This window comes from Sphingomonas sp. 77B (assembly GCF_056497825.1).
The window spans coordinates 3,499,771-3,513,767 of record NZ_JBWMBY010000001.1; the positions used below are offsets into that span (position 1 = coordinate 3,499,771).

The following is a 13,997-nucleotide window of genomic DNA, read 5'->3' on the forward strand; positions in this document are numbered from 1 at the left end:
GGCAACTGTGATGCTCATGAGAGAGCGATAGGCTGTCGCTTTCGGATCATGGCGTTGAGGATGACGAGGAGTTGGCGTGCGACGGCGATAAGGATGGTCTTTGGCGCCTTGCCTTTGGCTCGCATCCTGTCGCGCATAGCGGTGAGGACGGGGATGCGCCGTGAGGCATTGAGGGCGGCGATGTAGAGGGCTTCGCGGACCTTGCGCCGCCCGCCCCAAATGCGCCTGGCGCCGCGCCATGTGCCACTTTCGCGGGCGTGGGGAGCGAGGCCGGCGAGCGAGGCGATCTTTCGACGGCACAGCGTGCCGAGTTCGGGAAGTTCACCGAGCAGGGTTGCCAGGACGGTGGGCCCGATGCCGGGAACAGCCGTCAGCAGCTGGGCCTGTTCGGACAGGGCCCGATCCTGGGCGATGAAGCCTGCGATCTGGCGGTCGAGCTGGGCGATCTGCTGGCTGAGCAGGTCGATCATGGCTTCGATGGCTTGTGCGATTTCGGGTTGGCCTGCGCTGTGGCGATGCAGCTTTTCGGCTTTGCGCATGTCGACCAACTGTCTGCGGCGACGCAGGAAATCGGCCAGGCGTGAACGGGCAGGGCTGAGCGGGATGGTAGCGGGCAGGTTCAGCGCTGCGCCCATCTGCGCGAGCACGCGGGCATCGACGCGGTCAGTCTTGGCCAGCGTGCCGGTGGCTCTGGCGAACTCGCGGGCCTGACGCGGATTGACGCGCGAGAAGGGATGGCCGCGTGTCGCCAGCGCGGCGATCAGGTCACCGTCGCAACCACTGGTCGCCTCGAAGACAAGGCGGATGTCGTGGTCGAGCGTGTCGAGCCAGACGGCGATGGCATCCGGTGTATTGGCGATCCGCCCGATCCGGCCCGATGGCAGCTCGCAGATGTCGATGACGGCACGCGAAAGGTCGCAGCCGATAACGGCTTGTGGCATGGTATAGGCTCCTGTCCATGTCGTGCGGGATCAGCAGTCCCAAGCAACTGTTCAGGGTTGTGACCAACGCGGAAGGGACCCTTGCTCCCTATCGGGCTCCAGACCCTCGGGGGGGACGGGCTCCCTTCCGCAACATCTTCATACCACCGTCGCATCAGACAGGGGGGGGGACCATGCGAAGCATGGTGGAGGGGGATCGCCACAATGGGCATCCGATGAGGAAGCCCCCCTCCGTCAGGTCTGCGGCCTGCCACCTCCCCGTGCCGGGGAGGATCATTACATCGTCCAGATCAGGACATTTCCCACCAACACCACGGCCATCACCAGCATCAACACGCCCTTGCGCCGGTCCCCGCGCCGGATCGTGACGACACCCCCCGCCACACAGGCAAAGGCGGCCAGCATCGCCAGACCCGGCGCGGCGTTCGCGATACCCTCCATCAGCCCGCCAACACCCGGGCATAGGCCGCACGGTCGACATTGCCGCCCGATAGCAGGACCAGCATCCCGTCCGTCGGCGTGACCTTGCCCGTCAACAGCGCGGCCAGCGCCACCGCGCCGCCCGGCTCGACCACCAGTCGCAGCCGCTCCGCCGCGAACCGCTGCGCCGCTGCGACGTCCGCCTCGCTGACCGCCACACCCTCCGCACCCCGGCGCGCCAACACCTCGAAGGTCAGCGGCGACACGCGTGTCGTCTGGAGCGAGTCGCAGGCGGTCGGCGGCGGATTGTCGCCCACCGGCTCGATCCATCCCGCCTCCAGAGAGCGGCGCATATCGTCCCAACCTTCCGGTTCGACCACCGTAACCTTCGCCTTGGGCAGCGCCAGCGTCAGACCCGCTGCCAGTCCACCGCCGCCGCACGGCGACACCACATGGGTCGGCGCGGGCAGGCCCAGTGCGGCCATCTGCGCCGCCGCCTCGATACCCGCCGAGCCTTGTCCCTCGATCACCCAGGGGTCGTCGAAACTGGGCACCAGCGTCGCACCCCGCGCCTCGGCCAGGCGGCGCGCGATCAGTTCGCGGCTTTCGGTCGCGCGATCGTAATCGACGATCTCCGCACCCAGCGCCAACGTGCCCTCCCGCTTGGACGGCGGCGCGTCGGCGGGCATCACGATCGTCGCCGCGATCCCCAATCGCCGCGCGGCCCAGGCGATTCCCTGCGCATGATTGCCGGAGGAAAAAGCGACCACGCCGCGCGCCCGCGAAACCTCGTCCAGCGCGGTTAATCGGTGCCATGCGCCGCGGAGTTTAAACGCGCCGACAGGTTGCAGATTTTCCGCTTTGAAAGTCACCGTCTTCCCATTGATATTCAATGGAAATATGGGTGACATCGGCAGGATGCGGGCGATCTTTTCCGCGGCATCGCGGACCCCCGCTTTGGTAGGCTGTCTTAAGATTGTCACTTTTTATCTCCGACGCCCTTTCTACCGCTTTACATTCGAAAAAGCGGACCCTATTTCGCGCCTCCGCTGCCCCATGGGACTTCCAACCGCAAGGCAGCTTTTTGTCACCGTATGCCGTCAGGCAATTGGAGGTCCCTTGAGTTGCACCAGAATCATCGCGCGCTGGGGCTAGCTGCCCACTCGACCGCCGTCCCCTCCAATCTGGAGCGCGGCATCGACATCGCCAAGCGTCGTCCGGCTGATCCGGTCACGCTGCTTCGCCCGCACGCCGCTGCGCGCGCCGCCCGATTCTTCGTCAAGAAGTTTCCGGGTCGGCCGATGTATGCGGTGAAGGCGAATCCGTCGCCGGATCTGATTCAGATCCTGTGGGACAATGGCATCACCCATTTCGACACCGCCTCGATCGCGGAAGTTCGTCTGGTGAAGTCGGTCGCCCCGCAGGCCGTCTGCTGCTTTATGCATCCGGTGAAGTCGGAAGAGGCGATTGCCGAGGCCTATTTCACGCACGGCGTCCGCACCTATTCGCTCGACAGCCTGGAAGAGCTGGAGAAGATCGTCCGCGCCACCGACGGTGCGACCGACCTGACCCTGTGCGTCCGCATGCGCGTGTCGTCCGAATATGCCAAGCTCAGCCTGGGCTCGAAGTTCGGCGTCAGCCTGGAAGAGTCGAAGGACCTGCTCATCGCGACCCGCCAGGTCGCCGATGCGCTGGGCATCTGCTTCCATGTCGGCAGCCAGACCATGACCCCCGACGCCTATTCGGCGGCGATGGAGCGCGTCCGTGCGGCGATCGTCGCGGCGGCGGTCACCGTCGACGTGATCGACGTGGGCGGCGGCTTCCCCTCGGCCTATCCGGGCATGACCCCGCCGCCGCTGGAGCGTTTCTTCGAGACGATCCACCGCGCGTTCGAGAGTTTGCCGGTGTCCTATTCGGCCGAACTCTGGGCCGAGCCGGGCCGGGCGCTGTGCGCGGAATATTCGTCCGTCGTGGTGCGCGTCGAGCGTCGCCGTGGCAACGAGCTGTACATCAACGACGGTGCCTATGGCGCGCTGTTCGATGCGGCGCATATCGGATGGAAGTACCCGGTCCAGCTGCTGCGCGAGCCGGCGTCGGACGCGCGCGACATGGACTTCAGCTTCTGGGGCCCGACCTGCGACGACCTCGACTTCATGCAGGGTCCGTTCCCGCTGCCTGCGGACACGAACACCGGCGATTATTTCGAGATTGGGATGCTGGGAGCGTACGGCCAGGCCATGCGCACCCAGTTCAACGGCTTCACCTGCCATGAGTTCGTCGTGACCGACGACGAGCCGATGTTCTCGGTGTACCGCGACGAGGCCGAACCGTCGCTGCCCGCCAACGTCGTCAAGCTGTAACCCGGCGACTCTAGCACCTCCTTTATCCCCTTCCGCTTCGGCGGGAGGGGAATGGGGTGGCATTGCGGCATCCACCGCGATAAGGCCCCTTCGCATACCGGCACTGCCTCTGCGCAGAGCCGGGCCAGCCGGGTTACCGCGTCCCCAATAACGACGACGGCTTCTCGATGATGATGGAACCATCATGACCGACACGATCAACGACAACCGCAAGGCCGAGCTGCTCTCCAGCGTGGTCGAGCATATCGACATCACCTCGTTCGACGCCCGCCCGATCATCGATTCGATGGGCAAGATGAGCTTCACCAGCCGCGACCTGGCGCGCGCGACCGGCATCTACAACCAGATGCTGGCCGACAAGGACTGCTCGATCTTCCTCGTCATCGCGGGTTCGACCTCGGCGGGCGGCTGCATGGACCTCTATGCCGAGCTGCTGCGCTCGAACATGATCGACGGCATCGTCGCCACCGGCGCGTCGATCGTCGACATGGATTTCTTCGAGGGCCTGGGCCACAAGCATTACCAGGCGCTGGAGATCCCCGACGACAATACGCTGCGTTCGCTCTACATCGACCGCATCTACGACACCTATATCGACGAAGAGCAGCTGCAGGACTGCGACCACACGATCGGCAAGATCGCGGACTCGCTGGAGCCGAAGCCCTATTCGAGCCGCGCCTTCATCCGCGAGATGGGCAAGTATCTCGTCGAGCACGGCAAGAAGGACAACAGCCTCGTCAAGCTCGCCTATGAGCATGACGTGCCGATCTTCTGCCCGGCTTTCGTCGATTCGTCGGCTGGCTTCGGTCTGGTGAAGCATCAGGTCGAGCGGGCCAAGGAAGGCAAGCCTTACATGGTGCTCGACGCCATTGCCGACTTCCGCGAATTGACCGACATCAAGATCAAGGCAGGCACCACCGGCCTCCTCATGATCGGCGGCGGCGTTCCGAAGAATTTCATCCAGGATACGGTGGTTTGCGCCGAGATCCTGGGCCATGACGATGTCGAGATGCACAAGTATGCGGTGCAGATCACCGTGGCCGATGTTCGCGACGGCGCCTGCTCGTCTTCGACTCTGAAGGAAGCGGCGAGCTGGGGCAAGGTGGACACGGCCCTCGAACAGATGGTATTCGCTGAAGCCGGTTCGGTTATGCCGCTCCTCGCCTCGGACGCGTATCACCGCGGCCATTGGCGTGAGCGCGCCAAGCGTCGTTGGGGAGCGATTTTCGACTAATGTTTGAATTCTTCGAACGAGAGCAGCTTGCCTATATCATAATTGGGGCAGTGCTGCTGTCGGGTCTGGCTTTCGCGATCCCGTACAGCCGTCGACGCAAGCGCGAAAAGCTGCGGCGGCGGGGAATCAAGAAATACGGTCATTGAGATCGGGGGCGGAGGCAAAGGCTTCCGCCCCCTTTTTCATAAATACCCTTTTCACTTGATCGGCGCGCGCCGCCCCGGCACCCTCTTTCGATATAGCGCTATCAGGCGTTGAGGATGAGGGGATGCCAATGATCGATCGACGCTCTCTGATCGGGGCTATGGCCACCGTACCACTGGCCGCGCGAGTTTCGGCACAGGCCGCAGCGTCGGCACCCGCGATGACGCCTTGGCCCCCCGCCGAACATTTCTCGCTCTGGCCCGGCCGTCCGCCCGGTGCGCGCGCGAGCCTGCCCAAGCCCAATCCGTCGATGAACGGCCCTGCCGGGCGGCAGGAATTATGGCTGCGCGGCACCGCCGATCCGATCGTCGCGGTGTTTCGCCCCGAGCGTCCCGATGACCGTGCGGTACTGACGATCCCCGGCGGGGGCTATGGCTTCGTATCGATCCAGAATGAGGGGATCGACGTCGCCCGGACGCTAAACCCGCATGGCATCACCGTCTTCGCGCTTTCCTATCGCCTGCCGTCGGAAGGCTGGGACGATCAGGCGAACGTGCCGCTGCAGGATGCGCAGCGGGCGATGCGCCTGATCCGTGCCAATGCCGCGCGCTATGGCATCGATCCGGCCAAGCTGGGTATCGTCGGCTTTTCGGCGGGCGGACATCTCGCCGCGTCGCTGACGGTCGGATATGACGACAAGGTCTACAAGCCGGTGGACGCCGCCGACGGCCAGTCGGCCCGGCCGCGCTTCTCGGGCCTGGTCTATCCGGTCGCCAGCCTGTCGACGCCGATCACCCATCCGGGTTCGCGCGACAATCTGCTCGGTCCCAATCCCGATCCCGCGACCAAGGCGCGCTATGACACGCCGCGCCGGATTAATGCGAACACCCCGCCGCTGTTCCTAGTCCACGCCGTTAATGACGGGCTGGTCCCGCTCGATCAATCGATCGACGTCTTGACCCAGGCGCGGGCGGCCAAGGTGCCGGTCGAGGCGCATTTCTTCGAAAAGGGCGGTCACGGCTTCGGTGCAATGAGCGCCCCGGAAGGATCGCCCAACCGGCTCTGGCCCGACCTGTTCGACCGCTGGATCGCGCAGACCCTGCAGTCCTGAACCGGCGCGGGGTTCGGAGCGAGTGACGTGCGCTCCAAACCCCGCTAAGGACCCGGGCCATGTTCCGCATCGCTCGCTGGGCCCTGAAGGCCGTGCTCGCCTTTGTGATCCTGAGTGTCGTCTGGGTCGGCATCTATCGCTTCGTGCCGCCGCCGATCACCTTCACTATGCTCGGCGACGTGATCGGCGGGCATGGCGTGACCAAGGATTGGATGCCGCTGTCCGAGATGGACCCGAACATGGCGCGCGCGGCGATCGCGGGTGAGGATGCGCGTTTCTGTTCGCACAACGGCTTCGACTTCAAGGCGATGGCGAGCGCCGCCGCGCGGAATGCCAAGGGCGGGCGCATTCGCGGCGGCTCGACGATCAGCCAGCAGACCGCGAAGAACGCGTTCCTGTTCCAGAATGGCGGCTATGTCCGGAAGGGGTTCGAGGCCTGGTTCACCTTCTTGATCGAGCATCTGTGGGGCAAGCGGCGGATCATGGAGGTGTATCTCAACATCGCCGAGACGGGCATCGGGACGTATGGTGCCAATGCCGGGGCGATGCGCTATTTCGGGCATGACGCCTCGCATCTCTCGCCGACCGAGGCGGCGCGGATCGCGGCCGTCCTGCCGCTGCCCAAGAAGCGCGCGGCGGTGGCGCCGACGGGGTTCGTGCGCAGGCACGGCAATGTGATCGCGCGTTATGTGGGCGTGGTGCGGCGGCAGGGGCTGGATAGCTGTATTCGGTAGAAGGGTGTGGTCTCGGTGAGACACCTTTCCCTCCCCCATCCCCTCCCGCCTGCGGGAGGGGCGTGCCGGTGGACGGCGGGGGGCTAACAACGCCATGATTGGTACTTAATACTAGCCCAGAACACGCCCCTCCCGCGGGCGGGAGGGGATGGGGGAGGGCCGTTGCCCGACGTCATGAACTAACGATAAATCGCCCCGCAAAAGCCACGATCCCAAAGCACCTTCGGTCTACCTTGGAGGAGCTTATGAATGAGCGCAGCGATCGGCCTCCTGATGCTCCTGCAGGCGGCGCCATCGGCCATGTCCTTGCCGCGTATCACCCCGCGAACGGACTGCCCGCTCGATCAGGCCGAGCTCGTCGTCTGCGGGCGTCGCGACGCTAGCGAACATTATCGGATACCCCAGTCCGTCCGGGAAAAGGGACGGGAAGCGGACGGTGCAGGAGCAGGCCTCAGCGGTGCGCAGATATTGGGAGGCGCGGGCCCTTGCGGGATGTTCGCGGGCCAGAGGCGCTGTTCGCATGTCGAGGCAGGCGAGGCCGGTTATGGGGGCGGACGCGATCCGCTGACCCTAGGAACGAAGATTTTCAAACGGCTGACCGACCCCGATGCCGAGATCGATCCACCAGGGTCGCTACCGGCCGAGCCCAAATCGCCCGGCCGGTAGCGGATCGCCTTATTTCGCGTCGCCCGAAATCGCGTCACCCGCCTTCTTGGCGGTGTCGCCGACGCTCTTGGCCGCCGAGGTCACGGCCGCGTCGCGGCGATTTTCCGCGCCGCCCCGACTGAAGAGATAAAAGCCCCCGACCAGCACGGCGATCAGCAGGACGATGGCGATCGCCATGCCGCCACCACCGCTGCGGCGCTCGATGACCGTGGTATGCGGCTGTTGCGTACCATAGGTCTCGGTAACACGTTCATCGGCCATGACATTCCCTCCTGTTGTGATGGAGGAAGCAACGCCATGGCCGCCATGTCGTTCCCGTAACGACGTTGCCGGATCAGAAGGGCAGCTTGAACCCGGGCGGCAGGGGCAGGCCGCTGGTCATCTTGGACATTTCGCTGCCCGAAGCCGCATCGGCCTTGGTGCGCGCGTCGTTGATCGCGGCGGCCAGCAGGTCCTCCAGCATGCCCTTTTCGGACGGCTGCATCAGCGAGTCGTCGATGGTGATGCCGATGATCCGGCCCTTGGCCGACGCCTTCACCTTGATCAGACCGCCGCCGGAGACGCCCTCGACCTCGATATTGTCGAGATTGGCTTGCGCCTTTTCCAGTTCGTTCTGGACGTTCTGGGCCATTGCCAGGATTTCGTCGAGATTCTTCACATCATGCTCCGTTCACACTGCGTTTGCCGGGCCATTCCATCAATTCGGCCTCGGGGAAAGCCTCTCGCGCGGCGCGGACCATGTCCGATTCCCACGCGGCGGTCTTGATCGCTTCCTCGGCCGCGACCTGCTGCTCGTGCAGGGTCGGCTGGCCGGGGACGTCCTCCAGCGTGACGCGCCAGACCTGGCCCGTTGCCGTCTTCAGCGCCGCGATCAACTCGCTAAGCGTATCGGTCGCGATCGGGCGCGATCCGCTGAACACCATCTCCGGTGGGGCATAACGCACGAGACGCGCGCCGTGCCGCATCCGCGCCGCCAGCGCCAGCTGCCCCATATCGTCCAGCCGGTCGATCATCGCGACAAAGCTGTCGGGCAGCTTGGGCGGCTCGGGCTCGGCGGGCGGCGGGGGCGGGGCGAAGGCCACCGGGGCGGCAGCGGGGGCCGCCTGATGCGTCACCGCTGGAGCGCTGGTTGCCGAGACGCCGCCGTCGCGGATCTGCCGTGCGAGTTCGCCCGGATCGGGCAGCGTCGAGGCATGAATCGCGCGCAACAGCGCCATTTCGGCCGCCTCGATAGGCAAAGCGGCACGCGCCACCTCGTCATGCCCCTTCAGGAACAGCTGCCACAGCCGGTGCAGCGCGGGGAAGCTGAGCGCGCCCGCCCATTCCTCACGCGCGGCGCGCTCCTCCAGTGGCTGGGCGGCGTCGGGCGGCGTGCCGACCTTGGTCAGCGTGATGCCGTGCACCGTCTCCAAAAGCGAACGGAGCACTGATTGCGGATCGACGCCATAATCATATTGCCGTCGCAGCGAGGCCAGCGCTCCTGCGCCGTCGCCGTTCAGCAGCAGCCCCAGCAGATCGCGCACCGCGCCGCGATCCGACAGGCCCAGCATTTCGCGCACGGCGGCCGAGGTAACGCCGCTGCCCTCCAGATCGGCATGGGCGATCGCCTGGTCCAGGATCGACAGGCCGTCGCGCGCCGAGCCTTCCGCCGCGCGCGCTATCAGCATCAGCGCCTCGTCCTCGGCGGTGACGCCTTCCTTGATGCAGATGTCGGCGAAATGCGCGGCGAGCTTGTCCGCCGTGATCCGGCGCAGGTCGAAACGCTGGCAGCGCGACAGGACGGTGATCGGGACCTTGTTCACCTCGGTGGTGGCGAACAGGAACTTCACATGCGCGGGCGGCTCCTCCAGCGTCTTCAACAGCGCGTTGAAGGCGTTCTTGGAGAGCATGTGGACTTCGTCGACGATATAGATCTTGAAGCGCGCCGAGACGGCGGCATAGCGCGACGCCTCGATGATCTCGCGCACGTCGTCTACGCCGGTATGGCTGGCGGCATCCATCTCGATCACGTCGATATGGCGGCCTTCGGCAATGGCGCGGCAGGGCTCGCAGACGCCGCAAGGGGAAATCGTCGGGCCACCATGGCCGTCCGGGCCGACACAGTTGAGCGCCTTGGCGATCAGTCGCGCGGTCGAGGTCTTGCCGACCCCGCGCACGCCGGTCATCAGAAAGGCATGGGCCAGCCGATCGCGCTTGATCGCATTGCCCAGCGTCTGGACCATCGCGTCCTGCCCGATCAGCGCGTCGAAGGTCTGCGGCCGGTATTTGCGCGCGAGCACGCGATAGGCTTCGGCCTTGGGCTGCGTCTGAACAGGCTGGGGCGGTTCGCCCAGGTCGAACGAATCAGCCATGACGGGCGGGCAAGGTCGGAGAGAAGGAAATCATCGCCGGGCAACATAGAGGCTCGGGCGCCCTACGTCAGGTCAAATCGCATAAACGTCATCGCCACGCCCGTAAGTCGGGGCAGGGGGGGGCGTTCAAATTTTTGCGGAGGGTGGGAGCCGGAACGACCCGCAGCGAAATCGTTACGGCTGCTTCCGTCAGGACCTGACCGGGTTGGCGACGACTACGTCCGCCCGACTCCCGCCGCGCATATGGCGAAACGGGGCCGGGGGATCAAGTCCTTATCCACCGGCCCCGTCCGTGACGAACTTTCCGCTTAGCGATAGGTGTTGAAGCACTGCCGCTGCGGGCCGTTCCAGGTGCGCACCCAGCGGCAGGTCACGCGCGGACGGCCATAGGCGTAACGCGGGCCGCGCCAGCCGGGACCGCGATCCCAACGGGGACCGCCGCCGCGATGCCAGCCGGGGCCACGATCCCAGCCCGGACCACGATGATGCCAGCCCGGCCCGCGATCCCAACCCGGACCCCGGCCCCAGCGGTCGTGCGGGGCGGCATCGGCAGGGGCGGCGGCGGCAACGCCGGACACCGCGATCAGACCGGCGCCCAAGACAGCAAGAAGTTTCATAACGCTTTACTCCCGGTAATCCCGCCTGTCGGCGAGCATGGGAGAAGAATGGCGAATCGCCGATGATCGATCCCTGAACCCCTTTGTTATCAAAGGTTCATGGAAGGCGGACGACTATGTCGGCCAGCCGCTCGGTCATCACGATCTGGCAGGCGAGGCGGCTGCAGCGGGTGGCGTCGGGGACGAGGTCGAGCATGTCCTCTTCCTCTGCGGAAGGGTCGGGAAGGCGATCCAGAAAACCCGGATCGATCAGCACATGGCAGGTCGCACAGGCCATCTGCCCGCCACAGGTGCCCTCCAAGGGCTGGCCCGCGCGCTGCCCGACCTGGAGCAGCGTTTCGCCGGGCTCCGCCTTGGCATCGACCCTGGTGCCATCGGGGGCCTCGAACGTCAGCGCGATCATCGTCCCTGCGCCTTGGCCGCAGCGTTGATCCGGTCGATGGCTTCGACCAGTTCGCCCTCGGTGGTGTAGCGGCCGAAGCCGATGCGGATCGAGGATTTCGCCTCGCGGTCGCTTAGCCCCAGCGCGGTCAGGACATGGCTGGGCCGCCCGGAGCCGCTGGCGCAGGCGCTCCCGGCGGAAAAGGCGATGTCGCGGCAATCCGACATCAGCCGCGCGACGTCGAGCCCTTCGCGGCGGATATTGAGGTTGCCGTGATAGCGCTGCCCGGTCGAACCGTTGACCGTCCAGCCGGGGCCGAGCCGCTCGACCGCCAGCGACCAGAGCCGCTCGACATGCGCGGCGTCCACCTCGGCCTGCGTCGCCATCAGCCTGGCCGCCGCGCCGAACCCCGCGCAAAGCGCCGGGCTGAGCGTGCCGGAACGTCCGCCCTCCTGATCGCCGCCATGGAGCAGCGGGGGTAGGGCGAGGCCGTCGCGCAGCCACAGCGCGCCGATGCCCTTGGGCCCATGGATCTTGTGCGCCGAGACCGCGACCATATCCACCGTGTCGGGAATGGTGATCCGGCCATAGCCCTGTACGGCGTCGCATAGCATCCACGCGCCGACCCGGTGCGCCGCCTCCGCCAGCGCGGTGACCGGCTGAATGGTGCCGACCTCGTTATTGACCAGCATCGCCGCGACCAGGCCGGTGCCTTCTGCAAGAGGATTCGTAGCGGGATGACATGAGCCGGACTCACCCCTCCCCTTCAGGGGAGGGGTGGGGGGTGGGGAGCCTCCACAAGCGTGCGGCCCGTGGCGAGGCCCCACCCCAACCCCTCCCCTGAAGGGGAGGGGCTTGCCGATGTCGTCGGGGGCTGGCGCAGCTACGCCTTCGCGATTGACCGATAGCACGGTCAGCTCCCGCCCCGTAGCGGCGGCAGTGTCGAGCACGGCGGCATGTTCGATCGCCGTCGTGACGATGCCGCCGCGCGTTCCCTTGATCGCCCAGTTCAGCGCCTCGGTCGCGCCGCTGGTGAACACCACCCGCCCGCCGGAGGGGAACAGCGCCGCTACCTGATCGCGCGCGACCTCGACGGCGGCGCGCGCCTGTCGCCCGGCGCGGTGCGGCGAATGGGGATTGGCATGGCCCTGTTCCAGCCAGGGAAGCATCGCCTTCAGCGCCTCGGGCGCGAGCGGGGTCGTCGCCTGATAGTCGAGATAGATCATGCGACCCGTCTCCCCCGTGCGATCGCACGCCAAGCGGTGACGAAACGGTCGACATCTTCCCGCGTCGTCGTCCGGCCGAAGCTGACCCGAACCACCTCGCGGCCCGCTTCCACGTCCCAGCCGAGCGCGGCGAGCACATGGCTGGGCTTCAGGCTGCCGCTGGCGCACGCGCTGCCCGCCGAGACCGAGATTTGCGCGAGATCGAACTGGATCAGCTGCGCCGCCGAGGGCTTGCCGGGCATGTGATAGCTGGCGATGGCCGGATGGCGGCGGCTGGTATCGGCGACCACGATCCCGCCCGAACGGCGGATCGCGTCGTCGAGATGCGCGCGCAGCTCGGCATGGTCGGGCTCCGGTTCGGCCAGCGCGGTGGCATAGCCCAGCACGCCGGGCATATTCTCGGTGCCGGGGCGATAGCCGCGCTCCTGCCCGCCGGTCGGCGCGAGCAAGGCGAGGTCGCGGACCAGCAGCGCGCCGATCCCCGGCGGCCCGCCCCGCTTGTGCGCCGACAGGGCGACCAGATCGGCATGGTCGATCACCTCGGCATCCGCGCCCGCGGGCATCTGCGCGGCATCGACCAGCAGGATGTGCCCGGCGGCGTGGATCGCTTCCGCCAGTTCGGCGATCGGCTGGCGCACCCCCGTCTCGCTATTGGCCCATTGCACCGTCACCACCGCGCGCGGGCCGTCGAGATCGGGCAGGCGCAGCACCCCGTCCGGCCCGACCGGCATCACCACCGCATCCGGGGCCGCGCGCAGCACCGCGTCATGGTCGATCGCGCCGACGAAGCGCCGCTGCGCCATCGACCGGGTGAGCGCGATGGACAGGGACTCGCTCGCGCCGCTGGTGAACAGGACGTCGTGCGCCCAGCCGAGCGACCGGGCGATGGCGGTGCGCGCCTCCTCCAGCGCGCGCTTGGCGGCGCGCCCCTCGGCATGGGGGGAGGAGGGGTTGGCCCAGACCGCGCATCCCTCCGCCAGTGCGGCACGGGCCGCCGGGGTCATCGGAGTGGTCGCGGCGTGATCGAGATAAAGACGGGACAGGGTTCGTTGCCTAGCTGGAATGATCGAACAATTGCGAAAAGGGGCTTGTCGCCTATATAGCGCAACGTTCCCGGCGCTCCACCAGCGCGATCCAGATCGGCGAGTTCAGATGCCCGAAGTCATTTTCCCCGGCCCCGAAGGTCGCCTCGAAGGCCGTTTCGCTCCCGCTCCGCGTCCGCGCGCGCCCGTCGCCATGATCCTGCACCCGCATCCCAATGCGGGCGGTACGATGAACAACCGCATCGTCCAGGAACTCTACAAGACGTTCCAGCGGCGCGGTTTCGCCACGCTGCGCTTCAACTTCCGCGGCGTGGGCAAGAGCCAGGGCACGTTCGACAACGGCATCGGCGAGCTGTCCGACGCCGCCTCGGCGCTCGACTGGGTGCAGAGCTTCCACCCGGAAGCCTCGACCACTTGGATCGCGGGTGTCAGCTTCGGCGCGTGGATCGGTATGCAACTGCTGATGCGTCGCCCGGAAATCCGCGGCTTCATCTCGGTCGCGCCGCCCGCCAACATGTACGACTTCACCTTCCTGGCGCCGTGCCCCTCCTCGGGCATCATCATCCAGGGCGAGGCCGACGAGGTCGCGACCCCGGCGGCGACCCAGAAGCTGGTCGACAAGCTGCGCACCCAGAAGCACATCACCATTCATCACGACACCATCCCCAAGGCCAACCACTTCTTCGAGCATGAGATGCCCGAGCTGATGGGATCGGTGGACCGCTATCTGGACATGCGGCTGGACCCGAACTCGCCGATCCGGTGATT

17 protein-coding genes and 1 other RNA gene are annotated in these 13,997 nt (G+C 66.5%); 7 read left to right on the forward strand and 11 right to left on the reverse strand.

The genetic code is table 11. From position 1 onward, the window contains the following. Positions 1–14 precede the first annotated feature (14 nt). From AC1GI4_RS16410 to AC1GI4_RS16420, 3 genes are all read right to left on the reverse strand, one after another. Positions 15–941: an IS110 family transposase gene (locus AC1GI4_RS16410; RefSeq protein WP_479628293.1), complete on the reverse strand. Its 927-nt coding sequence runs from the start codon at positions 939–941 to the stop codon at positions 15–17. A 276-nt stretch (positions 942–1,217) separates the two neighbouring features. Beyond that, positions 1,218–1,382, reverse strand: a complete 165-nt coding sequence (locus AC1GI4_RS16415) for a hypothetical protein (RefSeq protein ID WP_294271378.1) — start codon at positions 1,380–1,382, stop codon at positions 1,218–1,220. Beyond that, positions 1,382–2,272: a threonine ammonia-lyase gene (locus tag AC1GI4_RS16420; protein ID WP_479630214.1), complete on the reverse strand. Its 891-nt coding sequence runs from the start codon at positions 2,270–2,272 to the stop codon at positions 1,382–1,384. The genes AC1GI4_RS16415 and AC1GI4_RS16420 overlap by 1 nt, the downstream gene beginning before the upstream one ends. Before the next feature lie 213 nt (positions 2,273–2,485). Here AC1GI4_RS16420 and AC1GI4_RS16425 point away from each other — a divergent pair, with 213 nt between their 5' ends. From AC1GI4_RS16425 to AC1GI4_RS16450, 6 genes are all read left to right on the forward strand, one after another. Next, on the forward strand, positions 2,486–3,721 hold the full coding sequence (locus tag AC1GI4_RS16425; protein WP_479630215.1) for a type III PLP-dependent enzyme domain-containing protein: 1,236 nt from the start codon (positions 2,486–2,488) through the stop codon (positions 3,719–3,721). Between the two features lie 184 nt (positions 3,722–3,905). Next, the gene (locus tag AC1GI4_RS16430) at positions 3,906–4,955 is read left to right on the forward strand and encodes a 1,9-bis(guanidino)-5-aza-nonane synthase (protein WP_479630216.1); all 1,050 of its coding nucleotides are present in this window, start codon (positions 3,906–3,908) and stop codon (positions 4,953–4,955) included. Beyond that, positions 4,955–5,101, forward strand: coding sequence for a hypothetical protein (locus AC1GI4_RS16435; protein WP_322963307.1), 147 nt, complete (start codon positions 4,955–4,957; stop codon positions 5,099–5,101). Before AC1GI4_RS16430 ends, AC1GI4_RS16435 begins: the two co-directional genes overlap by 1 nt. Before the next feature lie 128 nt (positions 5,102–5,229). Further along, on the forward strand, positions 5,230–6,210 hold the full coding sequence (locus AC1GI4_RS16440; RefSeq protein ID WP_479630217.1) for an alpha/beta hydrolase: 981 nt from the start codon (positions 5,230–5,232) through the stop codon (positions 6,208–6,210). 59 nt (positions 6,211–6,269) lie between these two features. After that, positions 6,270–6,944 (forward strand): monofunctional biosynthetic peptidoglycan transglycosylase, encoded by a 675-nt coding sequence (mtgA, locus tag AC1GI4_RS16445; RefSeq protein WP_294274708.1) that lies wholly within the window; start codon positions 6,270–6,272, stop codon positions 6,942–6,944. Between the two features lie 249 nt (positions 6,945–7,193). After that, on the forward strand, positions 7,194–7,610 hold the full coding sequence (locus tag AC1GI4_RS16450) for a hypothetical protein (protein ID WP_479630218.1): 417 nt from the start codon (positions 7,194–7,196) through the stop codon (positions 7,608–7,610). Between the two features lie 9 nt (positions 7,611–7,619). On the opposite strand, the gene AC1GI4_RS16455 is transcribed toward AC1GI4_RS16450, so the two are convergent. The 8 genes from AC1GI4_RS16455 to AC1GI4_RS16490 form a co-directional block, all read right to left on the reverse strand. Next, complete coding sequence (locus tag AC1GI4_RS16455) at positions 7,620–7,871, reverse strand: hypothetical protein (RefSeq protein WP_058734071.1); 252 nt, start codon at positions 7,869–7,871, stop codon at positions 7,620–7,622. A 73-nt stretch (positions 7,872–7,944) separates the two neighbouring features. Further along, entirely contained in the window at positions 7,945–8,268 is a 324-nt protein-coding gene (locus AC1GI4_RS16460) for a YbaB/EbfC family nucleoid-associated protein (protein ID WP_479630219.1), read from the reverse strand. A 1-nt stretch (position 8,269) separates the two neighbouring features. Beyond that, positions 8,270–9,961: a DNA polymerase III subunit gamma/tau gene (locus AC1GI4_RS16465; RefSeq protein ID WP_479630220.1), complete on the reverse strand. Its 1,692-nt coding sequence runs from the start codon at positions 9,959–9,961 to the stop codon at positions 8,270–8,272. A 139-nt stretch (positions 9,962–10,100) separates the two neighbouring features. Further along, positions 10,101–10,198, reverse strand: an RNA gene (gene ffs / locus AC1GI4_RS16470) — signal recognition particle sRNA small type. A 71-nt stretch (positions 10,199–10,269) separates the two neighbouring features. Then, a complete protein-coding gene (locus AC1GI4_RS16475) occupies positions 10,270–10,578 on the reverse strand; it encodes a hypothetical protein (protein WP_294269805.1) in 309 nt (102 codons plus the stop codon). Positions 10,579–10,675: 97 nt separating this feature from the next. Continuing rightward, positions 10,676–10,981 carry a 2Fe-2S iron-sulfur cluster-binding protein gene (locus tag AC1GI4_RS16480; protein ID WP_479630221.1) on the reverse strand — a complete coding sequence of 102 codons (306 nt, stop codon included), beginning with the start codon at positions 10,979–10,981 and terminating at the stop codon, positions 10,676–10,678. Beyond that, positions 10,978–12,186: a cysteine desulfurase family protein gene (locus AC1GI4_RS16485; protein WP_479630222.1), complete on the reverse strand. Its 1,209-nt coding sequence runs from the start codon at positions 12,184–12,186 to the stop codon at positions 10,978–10,980. The genes AC1GI4_RS16480 and AC1GI4_RS16485 overlap by 4 nt, the downstream gene beginning before the upstream one ends. After that, entirely contained in the window at positions 12,183–13,229 is a 1,047-nt protein-coding gene (locus AC1GI4_RS16490) for a cysteine desulfurase family protein (RefSeq protein WP_479630442.1), read from the reverse strand. Before AC1GI4_RS16490 ends, AC1GI4_RS16485 begins: the two co-directional genes overlap by 4 nt. A 109-nt stretch (positions 13,230–13,338) precedes the next feature. Here AC1GI4_RS16490 and AC1GI4_RS16495 point away from each other — a divergent pair, with 109 nt between their 5' ends. After that, positions 13,339–13,995, forward strand: a complete 657-nt coding sequence (locus tag AC1GI4_RS16495) for an alpha/beta hydrolase (RefSeq protein ID WP_007404127.1) — start codon at positions 13,339–13,341, stop codon at positions 13,993–13,995. Positions 13,996–13,997: the final 2 nt, after the last annotated feature.

Bases quoted from the DNA above. Each gene is read 5' to 3' on its own strand.
- AC1GI4_RS16410 (WP_479628293.1), bottom strand. From the start codon at position 941: ATGCCACAAGCCGTTATCGGCTGCGACCTTTCGCGTGCCGTCATCGAC.
- AC1GI4_RS16415 (WP_294271378.1), bottom strand. From the start codon at position 1,382: ATGGAGGGTATCGCGAACGCCGCGCCGGGTCTGGCGATGCTGGCCGCC.
- AC1GI4_RS16420 (WP_479630214.1), bottom strand. From the start codon at position 2,272: ATGTCACCCATATTTCCATTGAATATCAATGGGAAGACGGTGACTTTC.
- AC1GI4_RS16430 (WP_479630216.1), top strand. From the start codon at position 3,906: ATGACCGACACGATCAACGACAACCGCAAGGCCGAGCTGCTCTCCAGC.
- AC1GI4_RS16435 (WP_322963307.1), top strand. From the start codon at position 4,955: ATGTTTGAATTCTTCGAACGAGAGCAGCTTGCCTATATCATAATTGGG.
- AC1GI4_RS16440 (WP_479630217.1), top strand. From the start codon at position 5,230: ATGATCGATCGACGCTCTCTGATCGGGGCTATGGCCACCGTACCACTG.
- mtgA (WP_294274708.1), top strand. From the start codon at position 6,270: ATGTTCCGCATCGCTCGCTGGGCCCTGAAGGCCGTGCTCGCCTTTGTG.
- AC1GI4_RS16450 (WP_479630218.1), top strand. From the start codon at position 7,194: ATGAGCGCAGCGATCGGCCTCCTGATGCTCCTGCAGGCGGCGCCATCG.
- AC1GI4_RS16455 (WP_058734071.1), bottom strand. From the start codon at position 7,871: ATGGCCGATGAACGTGTTACCGAGACCTATGGTACGCAACAGCCGCAT.
- AC1GI4_RS16465 (WP_479630220.1), bottom strand. From the start codon at position 9,961: ATGGCTGATTCGTTCGACCTGGGCGAACCGCCCCAGCCTGTTCAGACG.
- AC1GI4_RS16475 (WP_294269805.1), bottom strand. From the start codon at position 10,578: ATGAAACTTCTTGCTGTCTTGGGCGCCGGTCTGATCGCGGTGTCCGGC.
- AC1GI4_RS16480 (WP_479630221.1), bottom strand. From the start codon at position 10,981: ATGATCGCGCTGACGTTCGAGGCCCCCGATGGCACCAGGGTCGATGCC.
- AC1GI4_RS16485 (WP_479630222.1), bottom strand. From the start codon at position 12,186: ATGATCTATCTCGACTATCAGGCGACGACCCCGCTCGCGCCCGAGGCG.
- AC1GI4_RS16495 (WP_007404127.1), top strand. From the start codon at position 13,339: ATGCCCGAAGTCATTTTCCCCGGCCCCGAAGGTCGCCTCGAAGGCCGT.